At 62.1% G+C, this 17,420-nt stretch carries 12 protein-coding genes; 8 read left to right on the top strand and 4 right to left on the bottom strand.

Annotated features, from left to right (window positions below; translation table 11 throughout):
• The first annotated feature begins 132 nt into the window (after window positions 1–132).
• Complete coding sequence (locus HMPREF2749_RS01240) at window positions 133–1,134, top strand: aldo/keto reductase (protein ID WP_049338317.1); 1,002 nt, start codon at window positions 133–135, stop codon at window positions 1,132–1,134.
• A 223-nt stretch (window positions 1,135–1,357) separates the two neighbouring features.
• The gene (locus HMPREF2749_RS01235) at window positions 1,358–2,800 is read left to right on the top strand and encodes a sugar porter family MFS transporter (RefSeq protein WP_070593124.1); all 1,443 of its coding nucleotides are present in this window, start codon (window positions 1,358–1,360) and stop codon (window positions 2,798–2,800) included.
• An 84-nt stretch (window positions 2,801–2,884) separates the two neighbouring features.
• Here HMPREF2749_RS01235 and HMPREF2749_RS01230 read toward each other — a convergent pair whose 3' ends face one another.
• Window positions 2,885–3,166 carry a type II toxin-antitoxin system prevent-host-death family antitoxin gene (locus tag HMPREF2749_RS01230; RefSeq protein ID WP_005509047.1) on the bottom strand — a complete coding sequence of 94 codons (282 nt, stop codon included), beginning with the start codon at window positions 3,164–3,166 and terminating at the stop codon, window positions 2,885–2,887.
• On the opposite strand from HMPREF2749_RS01230, the gene HMPREF2749_RS09445 reads away from it, so the two are divergent.
• Both HMPREF2749_RS09445 and HMPREF2749_RS01225 read left to right on the top strand, forming a co-directional pair.
• Window positions 3,149–3,364 (top strand): type II toxin-antitoxin system RelE family toxin, encoded by a 216-nt coding sequence (locus HMPREF2749_RS09445; protein WP_303935197.1) that lies wholly within the window; start codon window positions 3,149–3,151, stop codon window positions 3,362–3,364. The genes HMPREF2749_RS01230 and HMPREF2749_RS09445 overlap by 18 nt on opposite strands.
• A 219-nt stretch (window positions 3,365–3,583) precedes the next feature.
• On the top strand, window positions 3,584–4,795 hold the full coding sequence (locus HMPREF2749_RS01225) for a cytochrome P450 (RefSeq protein ID WP_070593122.1): 1,212 nt from the start codon (window positions 3,584–3,586) through the stop codon (window positions 4,793–4,795).
• Window positions 4,796–4,982: 187 nt separating this feature from the next.
• Here HMPREF2749_RS01225 and HMPREF2749_RS09360 read toward each other — a convergent pair whose 3' ends face one another.
• Complete coding sequence (locus HMPREF2749_RS09360) at window positions 4,983–5,867, bottom strand: lytic transglycosylase domain-containing protein (protein ID WP_070593120.1); 885 nt, start codon at window positions 5,865–5,867, stop codon at window positions 4,983–4,985.
• A 214-nt stretch (window positions 5,868–6,081) separates the two neighbouring features.
• Window positions 6,082–8,976, bottom strand: a complete 2,895-nt coding sequence (locus HMPREF2749_RS01215; RefSeq protein ID WP_070593118.1) for a multicopper oxidase domain-containing protein — start codon at window positions 8,974–8,976, stop codon at window positions 6,082–6,084.
• A 316-nt stretch (window positions 8,977–9,292) separates the two neighbouring features.
• Between HMPREF2749_RS01215 and HMPREF2749_RS01210 the strand changes: the two genes are divergently transcribed.
• Both HMPREF2749_RS01210 and HMPREF2749_RS01205 read left to right on the top strand, forming a co-directional pair.
• Window positions 9,293–10,681, top strand: a complete 1,389-nt coding sequence (locus HMPREF2749_RS01210) for a glycosyltransferase family 87 protein (RefSeq protein WP_070593116.1) — start codon at window positions 9,293–9,295, stop codon at window positions 10,679–10,681.
• The gene (locus tag HMPREF2749_RS01205) at window positions 10,678–12,258 is read left to right on the top strand and encodes a glycosyltransferase 87 family protein (protein ID WP_070593114.1); all 1,581 of its coding nucleotides are present in this window, start codon (window positions 10,678–10,680) and stop codon (window positions 12,256–12,258) included. Before HMPREF2749_RS01210 ends, HMPREF2749_RS01205 begins: the two co-directional genes overlap by 4 nt.
• A 191-nt stretch (window positions 12,259–12,449) precedes the next feature.
• Here the strand turns inward: HMPREF2749_RS01205 and HMPREF2749_RS01200 are convergent, their stop codons facing one another.
• Window positions 12,450–14,636, bottom strand: coding sequence for a hypothetical protein (locus tag HMPREF2749_RS01200; protein WP_070593113.1), 2,187 nt, complete (start codon window positions 14,634–14,636; stop codon window positions 12,450–12,452).
• 242 nt (window positions 14,637–14,878) lie between these two features.
• On the opposite strand from HMPREF2749_RS01200, the gene HMPREF2749_RS01195 reads away from it, so the two are divergent.
• Together HMPREF2749_RS01195 and HMPREF2749_RS01190 are read left to right on the top strand one after the other, a co-directional pair.
• Entirely contained in the window at window positions 14,879–15,859 is a 981-nt protein-coding gene (locus HMPREF2749_RS01195; protein ID WP_070593111.1) for a CPBP family intramembrane glutamic endopeptidase, read from the top strand.
• 144 nt (window positions 15,860–16,003) lie between these two features.
• Window positions 16,004–17,311, top strand: a complete 1,308-nt coding sequence (locus HMPREF2749_RS01190) for a M18 family aminopeptidase (RefSeq protein ID WP_005507304.1) — start codon at window positions 16,004–16,006, stop codon at window positions 17,309–17,311.
• The last annotated feature ends 109 nt before the right edge of the window (window positions 17,312–17,420 follow it).

The raw sequence follows: 17,420 nt of genomic DNA, 5'->3' as shown, positions 1-17,420 counted from the left end.
GGGTGTGTGGTGGAGCAAGGAACCTACCGGGACCTAACGACCGACCCTACATCACGCTTCAGGAAGCTCTTCGCCTCCCAACTGGAGGGGAAATAACCACGCAACATACCCGCACAACGTAGAGTTAAAAACATGGAACGTATTGAATCTCCCGTCTACCGCAGGCTCGGCAACTCCGGTCTCGTCGTACCCAGCGTCGGCATCGGCTGCAATAACCTCGGCCGCCCCGGCACCCCCACCCGCACCCAAGAAGGTACCAACGAAGTCATCGCCGCCGCAGTCGACGCAGGCATCAGCTTCTTCGACATCGCAGACCTCTACGGCGCCGAACCCGGCCTCTCAGAAACCATGTTCGGCACCGCCCTCACCCAGCTCGGCCTCGACCGCGACGAACTGACCATCGTCACCAAATTCGGTCTGCCCGTCGGCGACCTCAACGGCAACGACCGCAACGCCCGCGGATCGCGCCGCTACATCATGCGCGCCGTCGAAGGTTCCCTCCGCCGCCTCGGCACCGACTACATCGACCTGTACTTCTACCACAGCCCCGATCCCAACACCCCCATCGAAGAAACCCTCAGTGCCCTCGACCAGCTCGTACGCGACGGTAAGGTCCGCTACCTGGGCCACTCCAACTTCTCCGGCTGGCAGCTCGCCCACGCCGAACACTGCGCCCACGAACTCGGCACCGAACGGTTCATCGTCGCTGAAAACCACTACAACCTGCTCGACCGCCGCGCAGAACTCGAAATCCTGCCCGCCGCACGGCACTTCGGCATGGGTGTGCTGCCGTACTTCCCGCTCGCTAACGGCCTGCTGACCGGCAAGTACCGCCGCGACAACATTCCCGCCGGTTCGCGCCTGTCCCACTCTAAGAAAAACGTGCTCGACGCCGCCAACTGGGACCAGCTCGAAGCCTTCCACAGCTTCTGCACCGAACGCGGCATCACCGAGGTGCAGGCGGCGTTCTCCTGGCTCGCACAGCAGTCGCCGGTCACCTCCGTCATTGCCGGTGCAACCAGCGCCGAGCAGGTGCGCGCCAACGCACAGGCGGCATGCCTGCGCTTCGACGCTGAGGACCTCGCCGCCCTGGACGCCATCTTCCCGGCACCCGAGAAGATCGCGCTGTTCTAAACTCCGGCTCCCTCTCAAAGGGACACTCAGGCGGTCGCACGTGTCGGCCGTAATATACGCTGAAAAATGTCCGTGGTGAGAAATAAATATCACCCGCCGCACGTTTTCGCTAGGATTAGGTGAGGTGTGTCTAACCTGACGCACCTCACCTAGCCCACTGACAGTGCTGAAGAACCACCAATGTCGGTGTAATCTCACCTAACCCCTCGGCATAAAGGACACCATGAGCGCACAGAGCACCGCCTCCACCCTGCCCCCTCTGGGCACCGGGAAGCACAGTCGATACCTCGGCATCATCGCACTCATCGCCACCTTCGGCGGTCTGCTCTTCGGCTACGACACCGGAGTAATCAACGGCGCGCTCGAACCCATGAGCCGCGAACTCGGCATGGATTCCACCGCCCAAGGCTGGGTCACCGGATCGCTCGCTTTCGCCGCCGCTATTGGCGCGCTCGGATGCGGCCGCATCTCTGACCGGTTCGGCCGCCGAACCACCATCATTGGGTTGTCCACCATCTTCTTCTTCGGCGCCCTGGCGTGCGTCTTCGCACCCAACGTCGCCGTGCTCATCACCGGACGCACCCTGCTCGGCCTGGCGGTCGGTGGCGCCTCCGCCGTAGTGCCCGTGTTCCTCGCAGAGCTCGCACCCTACGAAATTCGAGGCTCCCTCTCCGGCCGCAACGAGCTCATGGTCGTGGGCGGTCAGCTTGCCGCGTTCATCGTGAACGCCCTCATTGGCAACCTGTGGGGCGAGCACGACGGCGTGTGGCGCTGGATGTTCGCCATCTGCACCCTGCCCGCCATCGGCCTGTTCGTAGGTATGCTGCGTGTGCCCGAGTCGCCGCGCTGGCTGCTGCGCGTTGGCAAGCGTGAGCAGGCGCTTGAGGTGATGAAGCGCATCCGCTCCACCGAGCGTGCCGAGGCCGAAATTGCCGATATTGAGCGCACCCTGCAGGCGGAGGCGACCACCCAGAACAACGCGGCGGGTAAGGAAAGCGTGGGCGTGCGCGGCTGGTTCGTGCGCATCCTGCTCGTCGGTATTCTGGTCGGCGCGGGCCAGCAGCTGACCGGCATCAACTCGATCATGTACTACGGCATTAAGGTGCTCAAGGAAGCCGGTTTCAGCGAATCCGCGGCGCTCATCGCGAACATTGCGCCGGGTACGATTGCGGTGCTCGGCTCGATCCTGTCGCTGCGCCTGATGGAGCGTGTGCCGCGCCGCGTCATGGTGATTACCGGCTATAGTTCGACCGCGTTTTTCCACGTGCTGATTGCGGGCGCATCCATGCTGCTGCCCGCCGATAATGCGGCGCGCCCCTGGATTCTGCTGGTGCTCATCGTCTGCTTTGTGGGCGCGATGCAGACCTGCCTGAACGTGTCCACGTGGGTGATTATGAGTGAGCTGTTCCCGCTGCGTGTGCGTGCGGCGGGTATGGGCATTTCGGCGTTTAGCGGCTGGATGATGAATGGTGTGCTGTCGCTGGCGTTCCCCGTGATTCTGGGTGCGGTCGGTCTGACCGGCTCCTTCATCGGCTTTGCCGTGGTGAACGTGATTATTGCGCTGCTGATGTTCCGCAACCTGCCGGAGACTCGCGGCGTGAGCCTGGAGCAGGTGGAGCGCGGCGTGATGGACGGCAGTATCTACCCCTCCGCACGCGGGCGCTAAACCCCGGCGGTTTTTAGGCAAGAATGAGGCGGGCGGCCCCTCCCCGGTGGAGGTGCCGCCCGCCTTGCAATATGCGTTGAAAGACTAGTCTGCAGGGTTCTCTGCGAGGAACTCGTCGAGGCCGATGCGGTAGCCGTCATCTTCGGCGCGTGCCTTGCGAAGAGCCTCAATGTCGAGGAGCTCTTCGTACTCTTCCAGCAGCTTCAAATCTTCGTAGGAGATGAGCGCGGCAACAGTCTTACCATTGCGGCTGATGAGGGGACGTTCGCCGGAGAACACGGCTTCATTGACTTTGGTTCCGAGGTTGTCGCGGAGTTCTTTAAGAGTCGTGACATTGGAACGAGTCCGGTGAGTGGTGACAGTCATGACTGGTTCCTTTCTGGGGTTTGTCCGTTAGCTCCGAGGATAGTTCCTGTGCAGGTTCTATTCAAGGGGCCGCAGTGCGAAGAAGGGTACAGGGCACGAGTAGGGAATTACCGCATTCTGTACATCATTGATAACGGTGCGGTTGTTGTTGAGGTCTTCCGAGTTGGTCATCGGCGAGAAGTCTATCGTGGCCTGTAGAGTGAGCGCGGCGTGATGGGTTGTAGTGCTGCCGCGACCGCACTGTTCGTTGAAGGAGAAGCAAGGAACCCCTACCCTGCGCCACCAACCCATAAGTGATACGGTCAAAGAACAAGTAAAGGCTACACGTGCTGAAATGCACGCCCGACCCTGCCCACACGCATCGCCCGGACGCCCGCATCCAGCACGCCACAACTCTATAACGAACACGGGTGAACAATGACTGAGAACGTACACAACGACTGGGACCTCCGAAGCGAAGAGGTTCAGAAGGACCAGGTAGCTGCCTACGACGCAATGCGCCGCCGTTGCCCTGTCGCCCACGACGAATTCATGGGCTACTCCGTCTTCAAAAACGCCGATGTACAGCACGTACTCGACCACCCCGAAATCTACTCTAACGTCGTCTCCACCCGCCACATCGCCGTCCCCAACGGCATGGACGCACCCGAACACACCACCTTCCGCGCGGTCAACGACAAGTACTTCACCCCCGAACGCCTCGAAAAGTTCGCACCCGTCATCCGCGACGCCGTGAAGGCCCTCATCGCGGACCTGCCCCGCGGCGAAGAAGTAGACGTCATGCAGGGCTTCGGCCAGGCATACGCAATGCGCGTGCAGAACGCCTTCATGGGCTGGCCCGCATGCCTCGAGCAGCCCCTCACCGAATGGATCGAGAAGAACCGCGTCGCCACCCTGCGCCGTGACCGCGAAGAAATCGCTAAGGTCGCCCTCGAATTCGACGGCTACATCCGCCAGCTGCTCGACGAGCGCCGCGAGGACGCTGCCGCCGGCAATCCCAAGGACGTCACCGCCGAACTGCTCACCGACACCGTGCAGCTGCCCGGCGAAGAACCCCGCACCATGACCGACGAAGAAATCGTCAGCCTCATCCGCAACTGGACCGTGGGCGAGCTGTCCACCGTCTCCGCAACCGTGGGCGTCTTCGTGAACTTCCTGGCACGCAACCGCGCCGAGCAGGACCGCCTGCGCGCATCCCTCGCCGAGGGCAACGCACTCGACGACCGCAGCGAAATTGCCCTCGCCGTTGAAGAAATCATGCGACTCGAAGACACCCTCGTCACCAACCGCCGCATCACCGCCCAGGACACCGAACTCGGCGGCCGCACCCTGCCCGCCGGCTCCCGCGTGACCATCAACTGGGCAAGCGCCAACCGCGACGAGGACGCCTTCGAAGACGCCCTCACCTACAACCCGCACCGCGACCAGTCCCGCAACCTCGTGTACGGCGACGGCATCCACGTCTGCCCCGGCGCGCCCCTGGCACGCCTGGAACTGCGCATCCTGCTCGAGGAGCTGCTGCGCGGCACCGAGTCCATTGAGATCGCGGACGAGAGCGAGAAGCCCGCAACCGTGAACGCCGTGTACCCGGTCTCCGGCTACTCGGTCGTGCGCGCCATCTTCAACTAGGCACGATTCAGCCCTAAAAAGGGCGAGGCGCCGAACCCCTGAGAATGGGGGTCGGCGCCTCGCGCTGTTAAGAGTACATATAAGAGTGAATAGTAGGGTAGTGGTGGCCGGTATCAGCCGCGCACTATAGATAAAACGGAATATTCCAAGACGGCTATATAGCCTAGTGGGTTATCCAAAAATGAATTTAGCGGCCGGAACTCGTTGCCGAAGGTTTCACCGAAGAACCCGCAGAGCCGCTCGCAGACGCACGAGCCGAAGCACTCGCAGAAGCCTCCGCCGCAGCTGATGCCGACTCCTCCGGGGACAGAGCCGTACCATCCGCATGAACACCAGCCATCGCCGGAGTCACACCATTCACGAAGCTCAACTTCGCCTGCTTGAACTGGTACTCGGGAGAGCAGGTCAGCTTGTACTTCGAATTCGCCAGCTCGCGAATCGACTTCACATAATTCTGAGTCTCCTCATACGGGGGAACACCGCCGTACTTCTCCACAGAACCCGGACCCGCGTTATAACCGGCGAGAACCACATCCTGCAGCTCATCCTCATTGGAGGCGTACTTCGCCAAACGAGTACGCAACTCACCCAGGTAGCGTGCCTGCGCCGCAATCGCATCGTGCGGGTTCAGAACATTACCGCCATTGCCGAAGTTGTAGTGGCCGCCGCTCCACGCATCATCAGTGAACTGTGCAATACCCTTAGCGCCCTGGTGGGACACAACGCCCACACGCCAGTGGCTCTCAGTCTCAATCTGCGCCGCCAGCACGCCGGGACGGAAACCCGCCACCTTAGAGCCCTCCTCGAAATCGGGTCGGAGAGCCGCCGGAGCATACGAAAGCTCCGTCATACCGCAATAGTCGTCATAGGTGGCTGCCAGGCCGGCAACACCGCCACCCAAAAGAACCGCAGAGGCAATAATCTGCCAATGCGCAAGTGCCCCGGCGAGAAAGCGAAGCGGGAAAGCTTTACGCTGCCGAGGGGAAGTCTGTGCGTCCGCCGAAGCGGGGATGTGGTTGTTGGCGCCCGTAGCGCTGCGCTCGGAAGAGGCGCTCGAAGTGCTATCTGCCATTCCTATAGACTAGCGCACCATCGCCGTTTATGGTGAAAAAACTCCCCTCCGTTGAGGTGAAAACCATAGTCAGAGAGTTCTTGGCGCGTCTTTACCGGAGTCAACATCAAGTGCAGGTACAGACTCCGTGCACGTGAAGGATGACCCCACCCGGTACACCTTTGACAGGGAGCACCAGGCGGGGTCAATCCATGATGGGGAGCTTCAGGAGTCCCTAACGGTTCGTCACCACGATCTTGCCGGCGGCACCGCGCTCCATCTCCGAGAAGGAGTGATTCACGAACGTGTACGTGCCAGACTCTAGGAACTGCATCTCCACGAAGCCGCCCTGAGCGGGCGCCAAATCGAGTGCCTGGCTGTGGCCGTCACGGCTACCGAACGCATCTGCGCCGCGGCGCATCAGGTAGCCGCCCTCCTTGTAGACCGTGTCGAACTGCGAACCGACCACGTGGAAGCTCGTGCCGTGGTTCGGGCCCGCAGCCATTACCCAAACACGGATACGCTCGCCCTTCTTCACCTGCAGCGGCTTCGCCTTGTACTGGGTTGCGTGGCCGTTGAACATGGTCAGCGTGGGGGTGCCCGCCGCAATCAGCTCCGGCGAGTTCTCCGCCAGCTTGTTACCGTCGGAGGCGGTCTTGCCGGTGTCGTGCAGGTACGCCTCGCCCTGAACCATCACGTACTCATGATCGACCGGGTCAAGGTCCGCCGGGTCAATGATGACCGCGCCGTACATGCCCTGGGTCATGTGCAGGCTCAGCGGGGCGGTGCCGCAGTGGTACAGCCAGATACCGGCACCCTTCGCCTCAAAACGGTAGACGAGACGCTCACCGGGGGCGATGGTCTTCATCGTGTTATCGGGGGAGACCATGCCCGCGTGGAAGTCCAGCGAGTGGCCCATCGTGCCGTTATTGATGAGTGTAATTTCAAAAATGTCGCCGACCTTGCCGCGCAGAATCGGTGCCATGTTCTGCCCGTTGAACGTCCACATGTGAACGGTCACGCCGGGCGCCACCTCGCGGTCGACTTCCTCAACTTCCAGGGTGACCTTGCGGACGGTCTTGCCGTTCACCTGCGTGGCGGTGTTCGGCGCTGGAATGTTCGGGTCGCGGTACTTGTAGCCGCTGCCGGGCGCTGCGGACATGTCAATCCTGCTGTTCGCAACGGTCATGAGGGTCGGGGTGCTACCCGACGCCGCGTGGTTGTGGGTGCCCGCAGAACCGTGGTTGTGGCCGCCCTGCGCCACCTGGTTTGCGGAGGCGCCGGTCGCCTTCACCTTAAACACCATGCCCAGGGAGCGGTGGCCCGCTACGGAGCAGTAGGCTTCCTGGTCGGCGCTGATGATGCCGGCGTCGACGGTTTTCGTTTCGCCGGGGTTGATGGTGCCGGTGGTTGCGCCGTTGTCGAAGGTCAGGTCGTGGGTCATGCTCTGGTCGTCGTTGGTGACCTCGACGACCAGGCGGTTACCGGCGGGCACCTCCACCTCTGCGGGGGTGAAGCGGTAGTTGCTGGTCGCCTTCACCTGCACGGTGGTGGTCTGACCGGTCGCAGCCACGGAGCCCGCCGAGGAGAACGACGGCAGGTTCAACGCGGACGGGTTCACGGCGAAGCCCAGCAGGAACGCCATGGCAACCGCGAGTGCCGCCTGGAAGCTCTGCTTGGCGTGCGGGACGGGTTCGGGGGTGAGCGCCTCCTGGTTGAAGACGGGCTTCTCGCCGCGGGCGCGTGCTGCCATCATTTCCTTGCGGGTGTTCACGGACGCCTTCACGCCGCGCACCATGAGCGGAATGAACGCCATGAGCGCCAACGCACCCACGATAGCGACGGCAATCTTAATGGACTGGCCCACCATGGAGCTGGGCATCATGAAGATCAGCAGCGCCAGGTTCACGGCGGTTACGCGTGCCGCCGCGAAACGGCTGAACTCCTTGTTGGAGGCGCGCACCACCGCCGGGCCGCCACCCATGCGCTGCGGCAGCAGGTAGCTCATCGCGCCGAGCAGCAGCTGCAACAGGAAGCCCACCACGAAGATGGGGGTCACGGCGCGCATGTCCAGCTGCGCGAAGGGGGCGGTCGCCACCATGTACGCGGTCGCCGCTACACCAACAATCAGCCAGAGGAAGCCCATGCCGACGCTCATCGGCGGGTACTCGTTCGGGCGCTTGGTTTGCAGGGTACGCACCATCACCCAGGCGACAATGAGCAGGCCAACCAGGTAGACGACCAGACCCGCAGCAGCGAGCGGACGCATCCCAAAAATCGCGCCGACAAGGGTCAACGCTAAGCCACCGCACATCAGGTACAGGGCGCGCAGACTGTGGGTGAGCGCCTTATCCACCATCTTGGTGCGCAGCATGGTCGGCCAGAACGTCACCAGCGTACCCACCGCGGTAATACCGACGAAGCCGAGCACGTTCACTGCCTCGTGCGCGAGCAGGAACTGCGAATGCAGGGTGCCGGACAGGTTCGGGTAGGCAATCATGCCGCCAAACGCCGCACCGAGGGGCAGCAGCAGCGCCGCAACAATGTAGAAGCGAATGGTCACACCGAACCGCGACGGCAGAGCCTGACGCACCTGCTTCAGCAGGTAGATGCCGTGCCAGGCGACCATCGAACCGACAATGAGGGCGCCCACCACCGTGGCGGCGTAGAGGCCGGGCACGCTCAGCTGACCGACCATGCCGATCATGAGCAGGAGGATACCGGCGTTCAGAATGAAGATGCGGCGCACCTGGGTTCCGCGGTGCTCGTCAGGAATCTTGATTTTCATGAGCGCTTCGGTGAAGTGCTGCGACCAAATCAGAATCGAGTTCGTAATCAGGCCGAGGGTGATAATGTGCACCATCAGCCAGCCGCTATTCGGAATAAACTTGTGCAACAGAAGTACGCCGACAAGGGTAAACATCCAGTGGGAGACCGGCTTGGAGGCGCGACGATGCCACGTACCGCGACCGGATGCGCGGCGTGCAATCTCTTCGGGGGTGAGGCTCGCGCCGGGCACATCAGCCGGACGCGCGCCAATGCTCAGGCCGGAGGAGCCGCCTCCGGAGACGTTTGCGGGCTTGCCGCTCGTGTTCTCACCTTCGGGTGGGGTGCCGAGATGTTCACTCACGTGATCACTGCTTTCACTGCTGGTTGTTCGTGGACGTCGGTGTGCGGGTCGGCACCGCTTGCCCCTGCGTTGGGGCGGGTGCCAATAAGCCCATTATATTGCCCGGATAGTACCAATTTTGAAGACATGACGTGCATATGAAGGCGGCTCATATCGTGATAGTTGTGTTTGTGCGCTCGAGCGGTTCTTCCCCTGTGAATCTTCTCCCCAATGCACCCTTCACAGGTGCGCACGATAAACTATTAGGATTCCAAAATCAGATGCCCGCCCACCCTACGCGCGCATCCGCCGGCACCAAGGTAAGGACAAACACCTCGTGACAAGGACTGATTCCACCACCCCCATTTGGGGAAAAATCGCCATTGCGGCACTCATCCTCATCATTGGCGGTGGATACGTCGTCAAAATGCTCACCAACCCCTTCAGCGGTATGGACTTCTCCATCTACCGCCTGGGCGCGATGACCATTTTTGATAACGAGGGCTTCACCCAGGACCTGTACTCCCCGACCCTGAACGATCACGGCGTCATCAAGCCGCCGTTCACGTACCCGCCGTTCGCGGCGATGCTGTTCTTGCCGTTCGCGTTCCTGCCCCTGGAGGTCGGCAAGGTCATTATGGTGGTCGGTTCGGCTGTGGTGGCGTGGTGGATTTCCACGATCATTTACAACTACGTGAATGCGCGCGGCCGTGAACTGCCGCTGCAGCAGTACTTTGGTCGTGCGGGCACGATTGCGGTGCTGACTATTCTGGTGGTTTCGGCGGGGCCGTGGCAGCGCACCCTGGACCTGATTCAGATTAACCCGTTCATTACGGCGCTGATTCTTGCCGATTTTGTGCGCCCGGCAACCCGCGTGCCGCGCGGCGTGCTGATTGGTATTGCGGGCGGCGTGAAGCTGACCCCGCTCGTGTTTGGTCTGATTCTGCTGGTCCGCCGCGACTGGAAGGGCATCGCGACCCTGGGTGCAACGTTCTTCGGCACCATTGCGCTGGGTTTCATTCTGATGCCTAAGGACGCACTGGAGTTCTGGTTCTCCGCGCTGACGAACCCCTCCCGTGTGGGTGGACTGAACTTTGTGGATAACGTCTCGATTCAGGGTTGGCTGCTGCACTTCGGTCTCTCTGAGAGCGCCGCGAAGCCCGTCTACTACGCCCTGGCGCTGGTCACGATTGTGCTGACTGCCGCACTGCTGTACCAGCTGGAACGCCGCGGTGCCGCGCTGGCGCAGGTGGCGGTGACCGCCTCCTTGATGGTGGCGCTGTCGCCGATTAGCTGGTCGCACCACAACGTGCTGCTGCCCCTGCTGGCTGCCGTGTTCATCATGGACGCGTTCCCGACCTATTTTGCGGTTCAGCCTGCGTGGCTGCGGGTGACGGCGACGGTGTTCGCGGTGGTTGCGGTGCTGGGCCTGTACCTGTCGCCGATTAGGATTGCGTCGTGGTTCCACGGTAGCGCGGATGGTTTGGAGCAGCTGGCTCCGGGCGCGTTGGCGGTTTCGGCTATTCCCGCGTTCTGCCTGTGGATGACGATGACGCTCTGGTCTATTGCCGCCCTGAGCGCGCCGGTGCGTGGCGCGAAGGTTGAGCCCGTGCAGTACGGTTCCGTGCGTAGCGATGCTCCTCTGGGCTGGTGGGGCGCTCGCGCCCTGGTGGCCGAGAGCGCCGAGTCTGTGCGTGCTGCTGATTCTCGTGAGGCAACCGCGTGAGCCGCGACAAGGAACTAGAAAAGACCCCTGTGAAGAATACTGACAAGAACTTAGCTACGACCGCGGAGAATACCGAGGCGGCTGCACCGAGGATTCCCTGGGCTTCGGCTAGCTCTACTACTGCACCGGTTGCGGAACCGGCTGCTGAAAGCACTGTAGAAAGTGCTGGGCCCGCCGCATCCTCTGCAGCCACCGCGGAAAAAGCGGCAAAGGAAGCCGCCGCCGAAGAAACCGCTAAGGCAGTCGAAAAGCCTGCGCGTCCCTGCTTCTTTGACCGCATCCCCGGTCTGCGTAGCGGCGCTCTGTGGGCGCACCTGCTGTTCATCCTGGTTGCCCTCTACGCCTTCGACTACGTGACCCACGCGGCGGCTGACGATATTTACGTCTACCGCCTGGGCGCTGTCTCCCTGGCGGACGGCCCGGACGGCTACCAGCTCTACGGCTTCCGTACGCGCGGCCTGCCGTTCACCTACCCGCCGTTTGCGGCGCTGCTCTTCTACCCGCTCGCGTTCCTCACGGAGCCGCAGAGCATGCTGCTGATTACCGCCATTATTTGCGCGCTCAGCTACTGGTGTGCGTACCTGCTGTACTCCTATGCGCGTAGCCGATCGTGGCGTCTGCCGTTGCAGAAGCACGTGGGTCATTGGGGTATGGTGTCGCTGATTGCGGCGCTGATTTGGATGTGCGGCCCGTGGCGTTTGACCACGCATTTTGGGCAGATTAACGCCATTATTCTGATGCTGATTCTTGCCGATTTTATGCGTCCGGCAACCCGCGTGCCGCGCGGCGTGCTGCTGGGTATTGCGGCGGGTATTAAGCTGACCCCGCTGGCGTTCGGTCTGCTGCTGCTCATGCGTAAGGACTGGAAGGGCATTGCGACCCTGGGCGCGAGCTTCGCCGCGACCGTGGGTATCGGCTTCCTGGTGATTCGTGAGGAGTCGCTGACGTTCTGGTTCCACGCGGTGCGTGACACTTCGCGTGTGGGTTGGTTCAGCTACTTCGATAACGTGTCGATTATGGGTACGCTGACCCACGCGGGCCTGCAGCACCACCTGACGGCTACCGCCCTGTCGGTGGTGCAGGTGGCGTTGACCCTGCTGATTGTGCTGGTCACCGCGGTTCTGTTGATTCCGCTGATTCGTGCTCGCGCGCTCATGGCGCAGCTGGCGCTGACCGCGTTCATGATGCTGCAGATTTCGCCGATTAGCTGGTCGCACCACAACACCTGGTACCCGCTGATGCTCGCCGCCGTGGTCATGGAAATCTTCCCGCTCATGTACCAGCGGGTCAGCTCCTTCGTCTTCACGCTGGCTGTTATCTTGGCGACTGCGGCACTGGTGGGCATGTACATTTCGCCGTTCTGGATCGTGCTGGCGTTCTCCCCGCACTTTAACTCGGAGCAGATTCTGATGGTGCCGGAAGGCTCCCTGGGCCTGATGGCGGGCACCATGCCGTACCAGCTGATGTACCTGTTCATCCTGGTGACGTTCTTCGTGTACCTGGCGAATCGTCAGCTGGTGGAGCGTGCGGCACGAGCCGCAGGTGACGAACTGGCGGAGGCGAAGTACTCCCGCTAAAGAAACCGCCCGCTCACGGCGGCTGCCCGCTCGAGGCGGTCGCTCGCCCGCGGCGGCGGGCGCCTCCAGCACGGGCATAACAGGGCTAAACCCCACCCGGCATAACCACTGGCATAAAAGTATCCCCCGCACCCATCACGGGCGCGGGGGATACTTTTATACCCAGCCTGCTGATTTAGTCAGCCAAGCTGCTAGTTAGTGCCGATGCTCCAAGTAACCGCGGAGTCGGTACGAACCTGCAGGTAGCTCTTGTTGCTCTGAACCCACTGCAGGCTGCTCTTCACGGTCGGCATGGTCGAGGAGAAGAACGGGTCGTTCTTGGTCGCGTTCAGAACGGTGAAGCCGCGGGTGGTCGGGCCGCTGGTCTGGAACTCCATGGCTGCCTCGGTGCCTTCGTAGGTGAAAGCGTAGTAGTTCATGGTGCTCTGGAACTTCTCACCCTTCTTGTAGTGGGGTGCGGAGTCTGCGTCGTAGACGCGGATGGTCCACTCGCCCTTACCGGTCAGCTCCAGCTTGCGGGTGGGGGTGGAGTGGCCGCTCGCGTCAATCCATGCGGTGCCCTTGAGCTCCTTGCCGTCGCGGGTGGAGTCGAGAACGCTCAGACCTGCGGTGATGTTGCCCTTGTCGTCACGGCTGGTGATGAAGGCGTTAACCACACCGTCTGCGGGCTTGAACTCGTAGTAGAGCAGGCCTGCGGACACATCGCCCTTGATCTTCTCAATGTCGATGGTGTCCTTATTATCGGCGACGGTCTTCTTGTATTCCTTGAACTCACCCTCGGGCATCTTCGCTTCAGCAGCAGCAACCGGCGCTGCCGAAGAAGCCGAAGCCGCGCTCTCAGATGCGGGCGCTGCGGAAGAAGCCTCAGAGGATGCCGCCGCGGAGGACGCCTCAGCGGAAGTAGCCGCCGCGCTCGCCGACTCGGAAGAAGCGGAGGCGGGGTTCGAGCCGCCACGCGGAATCAGCATGACAATCGCCAGGATGAGAACAATCAGCAGAGCCAGCGCACCACCGATAACACCCCAAATCTTAGTGCCGGAGAACAGACCCTTCTTCTCGGAGTCGTCCTCGCCCTGACCTGCAGGCTCGGTGACGTAGGGGTTGCTCAGTGCCACGGTTGCCTGGTCCTGATCGGACACCTGACCTGCGTAGGGCTGCTGAGCGTTGTACGGTTGACCCTGGTAGGGGTTGCCCTGGTACTGACCGCCCTGGACGTTCTGGCCGTCCTGGAAGCCCTGACCCTGGAAACCCTGGCCCTGGTACTGGCCACCCTGGAAGTTCTGGCCCTGGAAGCCCTCACCCTGGAAACCATCAGCCTGGTTCGGCTGGAAGCCGTTCGGTGCCTGACCCGCCGGGATGAACTGTGCGTTCTGGCCGCCCTGCGCGTTCTGGCCGGGCTGCATGTTCTGGCCGGGCTGTTCCGAGAGGTTCACGGTACGCTCGGACAGGTTGACGGTGCGCTCGGTTTCGGGGGTGTGGAACTCAACGAGCGGGGAGCTCTCAATAGTGTGGGGCGCCTCAGCAGCGGGTGCCTCAGCCGCGGGAGCCTCAACGATGGGCTCAGATACCGGTTCAGCTGCCGCCGGTGCCTCGGGGGCAACCTCGGCGACGGGCTCAACAACAACGGGCTCTGCAACAGGTTCGGAAACGACCGGCTCAGAAGCGGCGGGCTCGGAAACAGCAGGCTCGGACAGTGCCGGCTCAGCAACCGGAGCCTCAACAACGTGCGCCTCAACGGGCTGCTCGGAAGCAGCCTGCTCAGCAACAACAGGCTCGACAACCGGCGCTACGGGAGCCTCAGCAGCGGGCTCTGCATCTGCAGGCTCTTCAACTGCGGAAGACTGGGATGCGAGAACCTGCTCGGGCAGAGCGGTGCCGGTCAGCGGAACCTGAGTCAGGTGACGCATCGGCTTGGGCTCGGAGGACTCCTCAGCGGACTCAGCCTGGGACGCCTCAACGTGGGGCGCCTCTACCTGCTGTGCCTCAACGTGGGATGCCTCAGCCTGGGGTGCTGCCGCCTCCGGAACCTCGACGACCTGCTCACCTTCGAGCTCAGCGGCGAGCTGCTCCAGGTCAACGTCCTCAACGGTCAGCGGTGCTGCAGCTTCGGCGGGCTGCTCAGCCTCAACAGCGGGCTCAGCAACTACAGGCTCAGTAACCTGCTCAGCGGGAGCCGCCTCAGCAGCGGACTGCTCGGGAACCAGCGGCTCAATAGTAGCCTCTTCAACCTGAATGGGTTCGGGCTCGGGCTCTTCGACCCACAGCTGCCAACCTTCAGGAACGGGACCCCACGCGGGGTCGGGGCGCCACGTAGGAGTGGGGGCCCATCCAGCAGGAGGAGCGGGCCAGTTGGGCGGCGGATTGAAGACGAGTGCCATAAGAAAGCAGCCTTTCTGGTGCTGAAAAAACACCCCGGAAGAGCGGTCATCAGCGACTATGTATATGAGCGTATTATCGCTACAAATTATGGCATAGGTTCAGAAAATGAACCCCGTGAATGGTAGGTTTTTAGCCTTATTCACGGCTTTTTCAATGGTTTTGGAACATTCCGTATCAATCGGCACTTGAAGGTTTCCGTATGCCCGGTCACCATCGACCCCGCGGAGGCTAGGATTAAAGAATGAACACTACACCGCCTCCCGCACCCCCGCAGGTAGCCGCCGGAACCCCCGCTGCTCCTGCGCCTATTGCAGGTCTTGCCTACCACCGCCTCTCCCACGCCGACCCGAAATCCCGCTGGTTCTCACCCCTGCTGGAAGGTCTGCTCGGTGTCGCCGTATTTATTGGCCTCAACCTGATCATTTCAGTTGCCCTGGCTGCGACGATTATGGGTTCGGGACTTTCCCTCCAGGATGTAGCTACGAACCGCGCCGTCATTATGGAACACCCGGCGCTGTTCGCGCTGACGTTCCTCTCCCTTATCGCGATTGTGCCTTCGCTCTTTCTGGCACGCCTGGTCGTGGGTCCGAAGCCCTGGGGTCTGATCCATTCGGTGGCGGGTCGTCTGCGCCGCTCGCTACTGCTTCCGTACCTGGGTTTGAGCTTCGCTGTCTACGGCATCTACTACGCCGTGATGCTGGCGTTGAGCGGTGAGAGCCTGCCCGAATACCGCTATTTTCAACCTCCACAGGTTGAATTTTGGGTTTATGTGGCGATGATGCTGCTCCTAGTGCCCGTGCAGTGCTACGCCGAAGAGCTCGCCTACCGCGGCTTCATGATGCAGATGCTGGGCCGCTGGCTCCGCACCCCCTGGCTGCCGATTGTGCTGCCCGCCGTGCTGTTCATGCTCTCCCACGCCTACGACCCCTGGGGTCAGAGCACGATTCTCGCGATGGGTATTTACGCGGGTTTCCTCTGCTGGTACACCGGCGGTCTGGAGGCCTCCATCAGCCTGCACGTGGCAAATAACGTGATCCTGATGCTGCTGTCCATGGTGGCTGGTCTGGATCCGTTCGCCTCCGAGGGCGTGACCCCCGTGGATGCACTACAGGGCATCGCCCTGGAAGGCGTGTACGTGGTGCTCGCCTGCCTGATCTTCAATGCGCGCGCTCGCCGCGGCGAGGTTTCACGTGAAACACAACCGCTCAAGGTTGATAAATAGGCTATTTGGCGGGTTGTTCTAGCTCAGCTACCCCGGCCCGCCCGCCCCGCTCCATTCGAGCCTCACCAGGGCTCATACTTCACGCCGCGTGGACTACCAGCCCCGGTCACCCCATCAACACCCAAGAAAAGGTAGGGTTAAACCATGACTGTTGATGCTGTAAAAAATATTGAAGACCTCGCCGCATTCGTGGCGGAGTCGCCGGTCTCTTACCTCGCCGCGCGCACGGTAGCGCGCCGCCTGCAAGCAGCGGGCTTCACCGAGCTTGTAGAGACCGAAGCATGGGACCCGCAGATCGCAACCGGCCGTCACTTCGTCGTCCGTGACGGCGCGATTATCGCCTGGGCTGGCGGCGCGAAGGCGCAGAAGGCAAGCGGCTACCGCGTTCTGGGTGCGCACACCGACTCGCCCTCCCTGAAGGTCAAGCCCTCCTCCTCCATCACCACGAAGGGCTGGCACCAGATTGCCGTGGAGAACTATGGTGGTGCACTGCTGAACTCCTTCCTCGACCGTGAGCTGTGCGTGGCGGGTCGCCTCACCGTCTTGGAGGGCGGCGAGCTGAAGGACCGCCTGGTGCGCACCGGCCCGATTGCGCGCATCCCGCAGCTGGCACCGCACCTGGACCACAAGCGCAACGAACTGGTGCTGGACAAGCAGTTCAACATGTACCCCGTGTGGGGCGTGGACCCGGCGGAGAACGACGTGCTCGGCTACATGGCGAAGCACGTGATTGACGGCGAGCCGGTCGACCCGCAGAGCATCGTGGGTTACGACCTGCTGTTCGCTGATTCGCAGCCGCCGCGCCGCTTCGGTGCGGATCAGGAGCTGTTCGCTTCCGGTCGCCTGGATAACCTGTCTTCGGTGCATGCGGGTTTGACCGCCCTGGAGCGTTACGTTGCCGATAACGCGGATGAGCACGCCACCGAGACCGTGATGCTTGCGGCGTTCGACCATGAGGAGCTTGGTTCGGAGTCGCGTAGTGGTGCGGCTGGCCCGTTCCTGGAGGATATTCTGGTGCGCCTGTCCGCTGCGCGCGGTGAGAGCACGGAGGAGTACCGCCGTTCGGTGGCGGCGTCGTTCTGCCTGTCGGCTGATGCCGGTCACCTGGTGCATCCGAACTATCAGGGTCACCACGACCCGACCGTTCAGCCACTGCCCGGTGGTGGCCCGCTGTTGAAGATTAACGCGAACCAGCGTTATGCGACGGATTCGGTGGGTGCTGGCGTGTTTGCTGCGGCGTGTGCGAAGGCTGGTGTGCCGTATCAGGAGTTCGTGTCGAATAACAATATGCCGTGCGGTTCGACGATTGGCCCGATTACGGCGACTCGCCTGGGTATGCGCACCGTGGATGTGGGTATTGGTTTGCTGTCGATGCATTCGATGCGTGAGATGTGCCATGTGGACGATATGGCGTACATGACGCGCGCGGTGGAGGGCTTCTTCCGCCTCTAAATTGAACCCCGCTGAGGTATGAACAGTGGGGGTGTGGGCGCCGGGAACGTAAGGTTCCCGGCGCCCTTATTTTTTAAAAATTTTTCGGGGGGGGGGGGGGGGGGGTTTT

The organism is Rothia sp. HMSC075F09 (assembly GCF_001810515.1).
Taxonomy (GTDB): domain Bacteria; phylum Actinomycetota; class Actinomycetes; order Actinomycetales; family Micrococcaceae; genus Rothia.
This window is presented reverse-complemented; position numbering and strand designations above follow the sequence as displayed.